The 12,411-nt window shown below is 69.9% G+C and carries 11 protein-coding genes; 5 read left to right on the forward strand and 6 right to left on the reverse strand.

Features of this window, described 5'->3' with window-relative positions:
* The first annotated feature begins 17 nt into the window (after window positions 1-17).
* A complete protein-coding gene (locus tag OG933_RS15605) occupies window positions 18-1,154 on the forward strand; it encodes an RNA polymerase sigma factor SigF (protein WP_405627531.1) in 1,137 nt (378 codons plus the stop codon).
* Between the two features lie 38 nt (window positions 1,155-1,192).
* Here the strand turns inward: OG933_RS15605 and OG933_RS15610 are convergent, their stop codons facing one another.
* A complete protein-coding gene (locus tag OG933_RS15610) occupies window positions 1,193-1,633 on the reverse strand; it encodes a hypothetical protein (RefSeq protein ID WP_362530258.1) in 441 nt (146 codons plus the stop codon).
* Between the two features lie 148 nt (window positions 1,634-1,781).
* On the opposite strand from OG933_RS15610, the gene OG933_RS15615 reads away from it, so the two are divergent.
* Entirely contained in the window at window positions 1,782-2,750 is a 969-nt protein-coding gene (locus OG933_RS15615; protein WP_028806993.1) for a diacylglycerol kinase family protein, read from the forward strand.
* Between the two features lie 319 nt (window positions 2,751-3,069).
* On the forward strand, window positions 3,070-3,327 hold the full coding sequence (locus OG933_RS15620) for a WhiB family transcriptional regulator (RefSeq protein ID WP_016639615.1): 258 nt from the start codon (window positions 3,070-3,072) through the stop codon (window positions 3,325-3,327).
* 230 nt (window positions 3,328-3,557) lie between these two features.
* Here the strand turns inward: OG933_RS15620 and OG933_RS15625 are convergent, their stop codons facing one another.
* Window positions 3,558-5,024 (reverse strand): sensor histidine kinase, encoded by a 1,467-nt coding sequence (locus OG933_RS15625; RefSeq protein WP_200839949.1) that lies wholly within the window; start codon window positions 5,022-5,024, stop codon window positions 3,558-3,560.
* 570 nt (window positions 5,025-5,594) lie between these two features.
* Between OG933_RS15625 and nagB the strand changes: the two genes are divergently transcribed.
* Complete coding sequence (gene nagB / locus OG933_RS15630; protein WP_362272579.1) at window positions 5,595-6,380, forward strand: glucosamine-6-phosphate deaminase; 786 nt, start codon at window positions 5,595-5,597, stop codon at window positions 6,378-6,380.
* A 73-nt stretch (window positions 6,381-6,453) separates the two neighbouring features.
* On the opposite strand, the gene OG933_RS15635 is transcribed toward nagB, so the two are convergent.
* From OG933_RS15635 to OG933_RS15650, 4 genes are all read right to left on the reverse strand, one after another.
* Entirely contained in the window at window positions 6,454-7,980 is a 1,527-nt protein-coding gene (locus OG933_RS15635) for a glycoside hydrolase family 3 protein (RefSeq protein ID WP_405627532.1), read from the reverse strand.
* A gap of 8 nt (window positions 7,981-7,988) precedes the next feature.
* On the reverse strand, window positions 7,989-8,855 hold the full coding sequence (locus OG933_RS15640) for a carbohydrate ABC transporter permease (RefSeq protein WP_028806995.1): 867 nt from the start codon (window positions 8,853-8,855) through the stop codon (window positions 7,989-7,991).
* Window positions 8,852-9,850 (reverse strand): sugar ABC transporter permease, encoded by a 999-nt coding sequence (locus OG933_RS15645; RefSeq protein ID WP_362530270.1) that lies wholly within the window; start codon window positions 9,848-9,850, stop codon window positions 8,852-8,854. Before OG933_RS15645 ends, OG933_RS15640 begins: the two co-directional genes overlap by 4 nt.
* A 119-nt stretch (window positions 9,851-9,969) precedes the next feature.
* On the reverse strand, window positions 9,970-11,250 hold the full coding sequence (locus tag OG933_RS15650; protein WP_362530272.1) for an extracellular solute-binding protein: 1,281 nt from the start codon (window positions 11,248-11,250) through the stop codon (window positions 9,970-9,972).
* Between the two features lie 372 nt (window positions 11,251-11,622).
* Between OG933_RS15650 and OG933_RS15655 the strand changes: the two genes are divergently transcribed.
* Window positions 11,623-12,387: a GntR family transcriptional regulator gene (locus OG933_RS15655; RefSeq protein WP_020130765.1), complete on the forward strand. Its 765-nt coding sequence runs from the start codon at window positions 11,623-11,625 to the stop codon at window positions 12,385-12,387.
* Window positions 12,388-12,411 lie beyond the last annotated feature (24 nt).

Consider the following 12,411-nt stretch of genomic DNA (forward strand, 5'->3'; position numbering starts at 1 on the left):
GGAACGGGGACGGGCCGGTGCGGGACGAAGAGCGCGGCACACGGGAGCTGCCGGCCGAGAACGCCGAGATTCCAGTCTCTCCGGACGGTTCCCGACGCATGGCGGACGGCATCGACGGCATTCCCGAGCAGGCCCGGCCGCATCCGGAGGACGACTCGGTCTCCGCGCAGGCGGGCCTGCCGGAAGGTGCCGTGCAGGGCTCGCCTCGGGAGAGGCGGATCGGGGGCTCGCCCCCGGGCCGAGCAGAGGCGAGGGCTCGACAGAGGGCGACGGGCGGGACAATGAGCGAGCACCAGCGAGACGGCGAACAGAGCGTGCCGGGCACGCAGCACGAACCACCGGCCACCCCTGTGCCGGCCACCCCTGTGCCGGCCACCCCCGTGCCGGTACCCCCCGCGCCGGGGGACCGCAGCGGCGCACGGGCGATGTTCATCGAGCTGCGCAAGCTCGAGAACACCAGTGCCGAGTACGCGGAGATGCGCAACCAGCTGGTCCGCATGCATCTGCCGCTCGTCGAGCACCTCGCGCGGCGCTTCCGCAACCGCGGCGAGCCGCTGGACGACCTCACCCAGGTCGCGACCATCGGCCTGATCAAGTCGGTCGACCGCTTCGACCCGGAGCGCGGCGTGGAGTTCTCCACGTACGCGACCCCGACGGTCGTCGGCGAGATCAAGCGCCACTTCCGTGACAAGGGCTGGGCGGTGCGGGTGCCGCGCCGGCTCCAGGAGCTGCGCCTGGCGCTGACCACGGCGACGGCCGAGCTGTCGCAGCAGCACGGCCGCTCCCCCACGGTCCACGAGCTCGCCGAGAAGCTGGCGATCTCGGAGGAGGAGGTCCTGGAGGGCCTGGAGTCCGCCAACGCGTACTCCACCCTCTCCCTGGACGTGCCCGACACCGACGACGAGTCACCGGCGGTCGCGGACACCCTCGGCGCGGAGGACGAGGCGCTGGAGGGCGTCGAGTACCGGGAGTCCCTCAAACCGCTCCTGGAGGACCTCCCGCCGCGCGAGAAGCGGATCCTGCTGCTGCGCTTCTTCGGCAACATGACCCAGTCGCAGATCGCGCAGGAGGTCGGCATCTCGCAGATGCACGTCTCGCGCCTGCTGGCCCGCACGCTGGCCCAGCTGCGGGAGAAACTTCTCGTCGAGGAATAGCGGTACGAGCGGTACAGAGGAGCGGCGGCGAAAACGGCCTACTCCGACGCGCGGCCCGGCCCCCGGATCCCGAGGGCCCGGGTCGTCTCGCCGTTGACGATCAGGACGAGCGAGGCGACGGCGGTGGCCGCGAGCGCGATGCCCGCCGGGATGGCCAGGCTGTCGGCCTGCAAAAGGTTGTAGGCCACCGGCAGCGCCATGATCTGGGTGATGACGGCGGGTCCCCGGCTCCAGCTGCGCAGACCCAGCAGCCCGCGGGCGGCGAGCAGCGGCAGCAGCGCGAGCACGATCAGCGTGACTCCGCCGGTGACGGCCTGCTGACGGTCGCCCGGGTCGCCGCTGAGCCCCAGGGCGAGCATGCACACCCCGCCGACGACCAGCGCCAGCCCTTCCAGGGCGACGAGCGCGGCGGCGTACGTCAGCCGACGCGGGCGGGGTCCGGCGGTTTCCGGGGCGGCGGAAGTCTCGTCACTGCTCACCCCAGAAGGGTAGCCCGCGCCTCTGAGCGGGCCCCTGGCCACCCGCGCGCGAAGGCGCGGCGCTCGTGTCGAGGCTCACTCCGCGATCTCTTACCCGATCCCCACCTCGGCCTGTGCCCGGTACCACCCAGTAGGTACGCTGCAACTCATGCGTGCACTTCTCGTGGTCAATCCGGCGGCAACCACTACCAGTGCACGGACGCGCGACGTCCTCATCCACGCGCTCGCGAGCGAGATGAAGCTCGAGGCGGTCACCACCGAGTACCGCGGGCACGCGCGTGACCTGGGCCGGCAGGCAGCGGACAGCGGAAACGTCGATCTGGTGGTGGCCCTCGGTGGCGACGGCACGGTCAACGAGGTGGTCAACGGCCTCCTGCACGCCGGCCCCGATCCGGAGAACCTGCCCGGTATAGCGGTGGTCCCCGGCGGTTCCACCAACGTCTTCGCCCGCGCCCTGGGGCTGCCCAACGATCCGGTGGAAGCCACCGGCGCACTGCTGGACGCCCTACGTGAGGGCAGTGAGCGTACGGTCGGGCTCGGCCTCGCGGCGGGTACGCCGGGCACGGAGGACGAGGCGGTGCCCTCGCGCTGGTTCACGTTCAACGCCGGGCTGGGCTTCGACGCCGGGGTGGTGGGGCGGGTGGAGCAGCAGCGCGAGCGCGGCCGGAGATCCACCCATGCTCTTTACATCCGTCAGGCCATGCGCCAGTTGTTGGGTGAGTCACAGCGCCGGCACGGGTCGATCACCCTGGAGCGTCCGGGTGCCGAACCGGTGACCGATTTGGTGCTGTCCATAGTCTGCAACACGGCTCCGTGGACCTATCTGGGCAATCGCCCGGTGTACGCGTCACCTAAGGCCTCGTTCGATACAGGGCTCGACGTACTGGGTCTCAGCCGTCTGTCCACGGCCTCGGTTGCCCGATATGGCACCCAGTTGCTCACTTCGTCCCCCGAACGGGGACCGCACGGCAAGCATGCCGTCTCCCTGCACGATCTGGACCAGTTCACCTTGCATTCGAAGGTCCCTTTGCCCCTTCAGATGGACGGTGACCACCTGGGGCTGCGAACAAGCGTGACGTTCACAGGCGTACGCCGTGCACTGCGTGTGATTGTGTGAGCAGAAAGGGCTGAAGTCCTTTCACTCGAACGTTTAGGCCAGGGTCCACCCCATGGAAGTACGGCTGTGACCTAGTCGACACCGAGGAATCAAAAAAAACTTTCCGGAAGGGGTTGTATCCGCCGCTGAGGTTTGCGAGTCTCTACGTGGCGATCGGGACAGCCCGCAACACCGGCATCCACTGATCACCGGAACCCCTCTTCAAACAACAGGACCGCGCCAGGGAACCTGGCTGGTGGCCCTTCACTTGTTGAGGGATTCGTGAAAGCGTTCACATTCACAAGCAACTTGCACGTAATACCAAGGAGAGGTAGCAGCCATGGACTGGCGTCACAACGCCGTTTGCCGCGAGGAAGACCCCGAGCTCTTCTTCCCCATCGGCAACACCGGTCCTGCGCTGCTGCAGATCGAGGAAGCCAAGGCCGTCTGCCGTCGCTGCCCGGTTATGGAGCAGTGTCTGCAGTGGGCGCTCGAGTCCGGCCAGGACTCCGGCGTCTGGGGTGGCCTCAGCGAGGACGAGCGTCGTGCGATGAAGCGCCGCGCCGCCCGCAACCGGGCCCGTCAGGCTTCCGCCTGACAACACCCGCCCCGCAAGCCTGAGCTTGGCGGCGCGTACAGCGAGTACGCATCTCCCGCCCCCGAGCCGCAGCGCGCAGTACCCCCGATGCGCAGCACAAGCTGGCAACGAGCATTCGAGCCCCGGACCCCTGAACGGTCCGGGGCTTCTTGCTGTGCGCCCACCCGGTCCGCCCGTGCCGTCGCCTGACCGCGCCACCTGCCCGCGCCGTCGCATGCCCGCCACTTCTGTTACTTCTGTGCGCGCACCGGGATGTCCAGGATCACCTGGGTGCCGCGCTCCGGCCCCGGGACCATGTCGAAGGTTCCGCCCAACTCGCCTTCCACCAGCGTCCGTACGATCTGGAGGCCGAGGTTGCCGGAGGTGTGCGGGTCGAAGCCCTCGGGCAGCCCGACGCCGTCGTCCTGGACGGTGACCAGGAGACGCGTCTCCTTGGTGGTGCCGCCGCGGACCGCGGACACCTCGACCGTGCCGGTGTCGCCCTCGACGAAGCCGTGCTCCAGGGCGTTCTGCAGGATCTCGGTGAGGACCATGGACAGCGGGGTGGCGACCTCGGCGTCCAGGATGCCGAAGCGTCCGCTGCGCCGGCCGGCGACCTTGCCGGGCGAGATCTCGGCGACCATCGCCAGCACCCGGTCGGCGATCTCGTCGAACTCCACCCGTTCGTCCAGGTTCTGAGACAGCGTCTCATGCACGATGGCGATCGAACCGACCCGGCGGACCGCCTCCTCCAGCGCCTCCCGGCCGCGCTCGGACTCGATACGCCGTGCCTGGAGGCGGAGCAGGGCCGCCACCGTCTGGAGGTTGTTCTTCACCCGGTGGTGGATCTCCCGGATGGTCGCGTCCTTGGTGATCAACTCACGCTCGCGACGGCGCAGTTCCGTGACGTCCCGGAGCAGCACGAGCGCGCCGATGCGGGTGCCCTTGGGCTTGAGCGGGATCGCCCGGAACTGGATGACCCCGTCCTTGGCCTCGATCTCGAACTCGCGGGGCGCCCAGCCGCTGGCGACCTTGGCGAGCGCCTCGTCCACCGGACCCCGGGTCGGGGCGAGTTCGGCGGTGGTCAGGCCGAGGTGCTGGCCGACCAGGTCGGAGGCGAGGCCCATGCGGTGGTAGGCCGACAGCGCGTTCGGGGAGGCGTACTGGACGATTCCGTCGCCGTCGACGCGGATCAGGCCGTCGCCGACGCGCGGGGCGGCGTCCATGTCCATCTGCTGGTTGGGGAACGGGAAGGAGCCGGCCGCGATCATCTGTGCGAGGTCGGAGGCGCTCTGGAGGTAGGTGAGCTCCAGGCGGCTGGGGGTGCGCACGGTGAGCAGGTTGGTGTTGCGGGCGATGACCCCGAGAACGCGGCCCTCACGCCGTACGGGGATCGACTCGACCCGTACGGGGACCTCCTCACGCCACTCCGGGTCGCCCTCGCGCACGATCCGGCCCTCGTCCAGGGCGGCGTCGAGCAGCGGACGGCGGCCGCGCGGGACGAGGTGGCCGACCATGTCGTCCTGGTAGGAGGTCGGGCCGGTGTTGGGCCGCATCTGGGCGACCGAGACATAGCGGGTGCCGTCCCGGGTGGGGACCCACAGGACCAGGTCGGCGAAGGAGAGGTCGGAGAGCAGCTGCCACTCCGAGACCAGCAGGTGGAGCCACTCGAGGTCGGAGTCGTCGAGTGCGGTGTGCTGGCGTACGAGTTCGTTCATGGAGGGCACGTCTGCGAGCGTACCCGTGGGTCTGTGCGGGGCCTAAACCTGTCGGCGGCGCCCGGTCGGCCGCGAGGGGCGCCCGGGCCCGGAAACACCCGCGGGCCGCGGCGCCTGAGAGGGACCCTCAGCCCTCCCGGCACCGCAGCCCGGAGCAATATCGGCCGCGGGGTGTGCGGTCCCGTCGACCGAAGGGTGAGGAACCGGGGCAGTCAGGGCAGAGAGCTCCGGGTCCTCGGTCCGCCCTCCTGTGCGGGGAAGACGGAGGTTCTGTGTCGCGCTCCCCTCCATTGTGGACTAGACCACTAGGGGTGTCCATGTGTGGAAGGTCGTTCGTTGTCGTGACTGTTCGGACGCTCTGACATCCACAACGCAGCCTAGCCTGTGCGGGTTCCCGCGCGGGGCCAGTTACGCGCGGCATTTTCCGCGATCCGCTGCCGGAGCGGCCCTCCTCCCCCTCCCGCGCCCCGAGACGGACACGGTCGACTCTGTTAGATTGACCCCATAGATTGGTCTAAACCACATAGCCCTTCCGGGCCCCCGGTGCCCCTCTCAGAACGGCAGGCCAGCGTGGAAGTTGTCATCGTTGCGGACGCCCGGTCGGGCGGCGAGCTCATCGCCGAGGCCATGGCGCAGCTCCTGCGGCGCAAGCCGGACGCCCTGCTCGGTGTGGCCACCGGCTCCACCCCGCTGCCCATCTACCAGGCGCTGGCGGCCGAGGCGCGCTCCGGATCGGTGGACACCGCGCGGGCGCGGATCGCCCAGCTCGACGAGTACGTGGGCCTGCCCGCCGAGCACCCCGAGTCCTACCGTTCGGTGCTGCGGCGCGAGGTGCTGGAGCCACTGGGCATCGGCATGGAGGCCTTCCTCGGGCCGGACGGCACGGCCACGGACGTAACTGCCGCGTGCGAGGCGTACGACCGCGCGCTGGCCGCGGCCGGCGGAGTGGACCTCCAGCTGCTCGGGATCGGCACCGACGGGCACATCGGCTTCAACGAGCCGTGCTCCTCGCTGGCCTCGCGCACCCGGATCAAGACGCTGACCGAGCAGACCCGCGTCGACAACGCGCGCTTCTTCGACGGCGACATCGAGCAGGTCCCGCACCACGTGATCACGCAGGGCATCGGCACGATCCTGGAGGCGCGGCACCTGGTGCTGCTCGCCACCGGTGAGGGCAAGGCGGACGCCGTCGCGGCCACCGTCGAGGGGCCGGTCGCCGCGGTGTGCCCGGCCTCCGCGCTCCAGCTGCACCCGCACGCCACGGTCGTCGTCGACGAGGCCGCCGCGTCCAAGCTGAAGCTCGCGGAGTACTTCCGGCACACGTACGCCAACAAGCCGGCGTGGCAGGGCATCTGAGGGCACCGTCACCACCGACGACGAAGGCGCCGGACTCCTCCTCGGGAGTACGGCGCCTTCGTCGTGGTGGCGCTCAGGCGTGCGTGCCGGCCGCGATGACCTCCGCCGCCGCGCGGCCGCACACCCGGGCCGCGCCGTGGGTGGCGATGTGCAGGGCGCCGCGGGGCGGGGCCTGGGGGACGCCCATCTCGACGACGACCGTGTCCGGGCGCGCCGTGAGGAGCGTGTCGAGGGCCGCCGCCATCCAGGCGTGCCGGTGCTCGTCGCGGACCACGGCCACGATCCGCCGCTCGCCCGCCGCGACCAGCGCCGCGTGTCCCGCGTCCGTGCCCGCGAAGCTGCCGGTCTCCGTCCCCGGCAGCAGCCGGCCCAGCTCCGCGGCCACGCCCCAGGGGGTCTCGTCGCCGACGGCGATGTTCGCGACCGGGGTGAGCGCGGCGACGTACGGCGCTTCGGTGAGCGGGGTGAAGACGTCGTCGCCGGTGAGGCGCAGTGCCCGGCGGGCGGCGATCAGCCCGACATCGGCTCGCCCGGCGCTGCGGCCCGCGCGCGCCGCCCCCTCGTCGGGGCCGGCCGCGGCCGAGCTCCGCGAAACCGTCCAGCGGGCCAGTGCCCGCACCCGCTGCGCCGCGTCCGCGAGGCGTTGCTCGGGGAGCTCGCCCGTGCGGACGGCGGTGACCAGGGCGTCGCGCAGGCGGCGTACCGTCTCGTCGTCCGCCAGGCCGCCGCCCACGCAGATGGCGTCGGCGCCGGCCGCGACGGCGAGGACGCTGCCGCGCTCGATGCCGTAGGTCGCGGCGACGGCCTGCATCTCCATGCCGTCGGTGACGATCAGGCCGTCGTAGCCGAGTTCCTCGCGGAGCAGGGTGGTGAGGATGCGCGGGGACAGGGTCGCCGGCCGGGCCGGGTCCAGGGCGGGGACCAGGATGTGCGCGCTCATCACGGCGCGGGTGCCGGCGGCGATGGCGGCGCGGAACGGGGTCAGTTCGCGTTCCGTCAGGACCGCGGGGTCGGCGTCGATGCGCGGGAGCGCGTGGTGGGAGTCGACGGCCGTGTCGCCGTGCCCCGGGAAGTGCTTGGTGCAGGCCGCCACGCCCGCCGACTGGAGGCCGGTGACGTAGGCGGCGGTGTGCCGGGCGACCAGGCCGGGGTCGGCGCCGAACGAGCGGACCCCGATGACCGGGTTCGCGGGGTTGGAGTTCACGTCGGCGGAGGGCGCCCAGTTGAGGTTGACGCCGCACTCCGCGAGGCGGCGGCCCAGCTCCGCGGCGACCTCCAGCGTGAGCGAGACGTCGTCCACCGCGCCCAGCGCGTGGTTGCCGGGGAAGCTGGAGCCGGTGCGCACCTCGAGGCGCGTGACGTCTCCGCCCTCCTCGTCGATCGCGACCAGGACGTCGTCCCGCTCCGCGCGCAACTGCGCGGTCAGCGAGGCGAGCTGCTGCGGCGAGGCGATGTTCCGGCCGAACAGGCCCACGGAGGCCAGACCCTCGCCCAGGCGGCGCAGTAGCCAGTCGGGGGCGGTGGTGCCGGGGAAGCCGGGTTGGAGGACCGTCAGGGCGTCACGGGTGAGAGTGTCCGTGCCGCTGGCGATTGTCGTCATCGGGGGCGTTATCCCTTCACGGCGCCCGCGGTCAGCCCCGCGGCCATCTTGCGCTGGACGAGGAGGAACAGGGCGACGATCGGTAGCGCCATCATGGTGGCGCCGGCCATCATCGGGGCGTACTCGGTGCCGTGCTTGGTGGAGAAGTTGCTGAGCCACACGGTGGCCGTCTGGTTCTTCTGGCTGAGCAGCATCAGGGCGTAGAGGTACTCGTTCCAGGCCTGGATGAAGCCGTAGACCGAGGTGGCGACCATGCCCGGCGCCAGCAGGGGGAAGACCACCCGGACGAAGGCCCCGGTGCGGGAGCAGCCGTCGACCATCGCGGCCTCCTCCAGCTCCTTCGGGATGTTGACGATGAAGCCGCGCAGCGTCCACACCGTGAAGGGGAGGATGAAGGTCAGGTACGTGAGGATCAGGCCGGTCAGCTTGTCGTACTGGCCCAGGTCGTTCAGGAGCAGGAAGACCGGGATGATCATGGCGACGAGCGGGACCATCTGGACGGCCAGGATGCCCACGATCACGATCTTGCGGCCGCGGAAGGCGAACCGGGAGATGGCCAGGGCGGCCAGCATGCCGACGACGACGCCGATCGCCACGACCGCCAGGGAGACGAGCAGGCTGCGGCCCACCGGGCCCCAGAAGTCGGCGATGTGCAGCGCGCGGCTGAAGTTGTCGAGGGTGAGTCCCGTAGGCAGCAGGCTCGGGTCCGGGTCGATCGCGTCCTTCGCCGGCTTGAACGCGGTGTTGAGCATCCAGTAGACGGGGAAGCCCGCGACGACGAAGACGAGCACGCCGAGGAGGTTCCAGCCGGACTTCGACCTGCGGCGCCCGGACCGGCTTCCCGCCCGGCTCGCCTCGGAGGCAACGGCACTCATTCGACCTCTCCGATCTTCAGCATCTGGCGCATGTAGACGGCGACCACACCGAGCAGCAGCAGCACGGTGATCAGGGCGATCGCCGAGCCCTGTCCGTAGTCGTTGACGACGAAGGCGCGGTCGTAGGAGTACGTCGTCAGGATCTGGAACTCGGCTTCCGGGTGTCCGTTGCGCATGACGAAGACCTGGGGGAAGACGCCCATGTCCCAGATGACCGACAGGGTCGTGAGCATCACGATGATCGGCTTGAGGATGGGCAGGGTGACGTACCGGAAGACACCCCAGGCGCCCGCGCCGTCGAGGCGGGCGGCCTCCTCCAGTTCGGCCGGGACCTGGGTGAGGCCGGCGCTGAGGGTGATGACCACGAAGGGCACGGCGCCCCAGACGACGAGGAGCATGATGACCGCCAGCCCCTGCGGTCCGCTGGCGAACCAGTTGTGGCCGATCAGGTCGACGCCCGGCAGCCTGCTCAGGACCGCGTTGAGGATGCCGTAGTCGGCGTCGAACAGCCACTTGAAGACGGTGGTGGCGACGATGACCGGCATGCCCCAGCCGGCCACGAGCGCGATGTTCACGAGGGTCTTCACCCAGCCGGAGACCCGCTGGAGGAGCAGCGCGATCAGCATGCCGATGACCATCGTGAAGATCACGCAGCCGGCCGCGAAGACGATCGTGCGGATGACGACCTGCCAGAACTCGCCGTCGTCCAGCACACCCGTGAAGTTGTCGAACCCGACCGACTCGGCCGGCTGGAAGCCCCACAGCTGCGACTGCCCGAACTTCTGGAAGGAGAGGGTGACCAGCCGGACCAGCGGATAGCCCATCACCAGGGCGAGGACCAGCAGGCAGGGGGCGAGGAGCAGCCAGGGGGTCGTGGCCCCGCGGGAACCGCGGCCGCCGCGTGGTCTCTTCGCGCCGGGTCCGCCCGCGGGCGGTGGTGGTGGCGACTGCCGCGTCGGCGGCACTTTGGCAGTGGTCGTGTCTGCGGCACTCATCCGCGCGCTCCTCAGCGGTCCCTCGGGTCGTACGAAGGCGAAGCCCCGTACGGGTCGTACGGGAGGCAGGGCCCCGCCCCGATGAAGCCCTCCGGGGTCGACGGGGCCCTGCCCTCAGGTCACTTGGTGTTGATGACCTTGTCGATCGCGGCGTCCGCGTCCTTCGCGGCGGCCTCGACCGTCTTCTTGCCGGTGCCGATGCTCTGCAGCATGGTCTGCAGCACCTGGGCCTTCTCGACCTGGCCCCAGCCGGGAGCCATCGGGACGAACCAGTTGGACTCGGCGGCGGTGGCCGGGACCGCGGTGGCCGGGTCGCTCTTGAGGGTCGCGAGGTCGGTCTTGTTGTTGGGCAGGTTGCCCTTGGCGATCAGGCCCTTCTGGCCGGACGGGCCGGTGAAGGCGTTGATCCACTCGGCGGCGAGGGCCTGCGCGTCCGACTTCACCGGGACGGCGAGGTCGGAGCCGCCCAGGAAGACGGGGAGGTTCTTGCCGGACGGGCCGGGCATCACGAAGTTCTCGACGTTGTTGGCGAGCTTGCCGGTCTTGTCGTTCTCCTTCGCCGCGGCGGTCGCGCCCTCCCAGGCGGGGGCGAAGATCATGCCGGACTTGCCCTGGCCGTAGACGATGTAACGGTCGGACTCGTCCTTGGTCTTGTCGCCGTGCATGTACTTGTCGAGGACGTTCTTGAACTCGGTGAGGCCCTTGATCGACTCGGGCGAGGACAGGTTGGCCTTCCACTGGCCGCCGTCCTCCTTGGCGATCGAGCCGCCGGCGTCGTAGACGAAGGACATGGCCGCGTACCAGTCACGGGTGGGCTGGTACCAGGCGGAGAACTTGTCGCCCTCCTTCTTCTGGACCTTGTCCAGGGCGGCGGTCAGCTCGGTGTACGTCTTCGGCGTGGTCTTGACGCCCGCCGAGGCGAAGAGGTCCTTGCGCCAGTTGGCGACCCGGCCGCCCGCGTAGTACGGGACGCCGTAGGTCTTGCCGTCGTAGGTCACCGAGGCCTTGAGGCCGTCGAGCCAGGCGGAGGAGTTGTCGAACTTGGCGGTGTCGAGGGGAGCGAAGGCACCCTTGACCATGTAGCCGAGCATCTCGGTGTTGCCCATCTCGACGACGTCGGGGGCCTTGTCGGTGGCGAGAACCGCGTCCAGCTTGGCGTTCTTGTCCGGCCAGCCGTAGTACTCGTGGTTGATCTTGACGCCGGGGTGCGCCTTCTGCACCGCCGCGTCGGCGGCCTTCACGAGATCGGGCCAGTTGTTCTGCGCGTCGACGGTGAGCCAGACCGTCAGCTCCTTGGCGTCGGTGCCCTTCGAGTCCCCGCTGCCACTGTCGTCCCCGCACGCCGCGATGGAGACCATCATGCCCGCGATACCGATCGCGGCTATCAGCTTGCGCTTCACGCCATCCTCCTCAGGGATGCCACACCCCCCGCCCACGGGCCGGGAACTCGATCTGGACCAATGGTGTAGACCAGTGCGCAGAGCTTGGCTCAGACCAATAAGCCTGTCAAGGGTGGCCGAACCCCCTCCGAACAGCCGTTATGGGACCTACATATGCAGGAACCTTTAAGTAAGAAGCCCTCGAAAACCCGGGCCTCGGAGGGTGCCGCTCCGGTAGACCATTTGCCCTGGTGGACTAGACCAGCAAAGGTTGCGACGGTATACAGAGGGATCACGGAACGGTGGGGCAGCATCCCCGCGTCCGTGCCACGATGTGAGCCGCGGCCGACGGCGTGTCGGCCATTTCGGCACCCGCAGCCGGGAAGGCAGGCCATGAGCACCGACGTCAGCAGTGCGGAGAACGAGGGTGGGGCGACCGTCCGTACCGCGCGTGTGCCCAAGTACTACCGCCTGAAGAAACACCTGCTCGACATCACGGAGACACAGTCTCCGGGCACCCCGGTCCCGCCGGAGCGCACTCTGGCGGCCGAGTTCGACACCTCGCGCACGACCGTCCGCCAGGCCCTGCAGGAACTCGTCGTCGAGGGCCGTCTCGAGCGCATCCAGGGCAAGGGCACCTTCGTCGCCAAGCCGAAGGTGTCCCAGGCACTCCAACTCACCTCGTACACCGAGGACATGCGCGCCCAGGGCCTCGAGCCGACCTCGCAGCTCCTGGACATCGGCTACATCACCGCCGACGACCGCCTCGCCGACCTCCTCGACATAACGGCCGGCGTCCGGGTGCTGCGCATCGAGCGCCTGCGCATGGCCAACGGCGAACCGATGGCCATCGAGACGACCCACCTGTCGGCGAAACGCTTCCCGGCCCTGCGCAGGTCGCTGGTCAAGTACACCTCGCTGTACACCGCCCTCGCCGAGGTCTACGACGTCCGTCTCGCCGAGGCCGAGGAGACCATCGAGACCTCGCTGGCCACCCCGCGCGAGGCGGGTCTGCTGGGCACCGACGTGGGCCTGCCGATGCTCATGCTCTCCCGCCACTCACTGGACCAGGAGGGCCGGCCGGTGGAGTGGGTGCGGTCGGTGTACCGGGGCGACCGGTACAAGTTCGTGGCCCGGCTGAAGCGGCCCACCGAGTAGCCGTCGAGCGGCCCGGCGAGCAGC

It is taken from the genome of Streptomyces sp. NBC_00016 (assembly GCF_045040885.1).
Lineage (GTDB): Bacteria > Actinomycetota > Actinomycetes > Streptomycetales > Streptomycetaceae > Streptomyces > Streptomyces coriariae.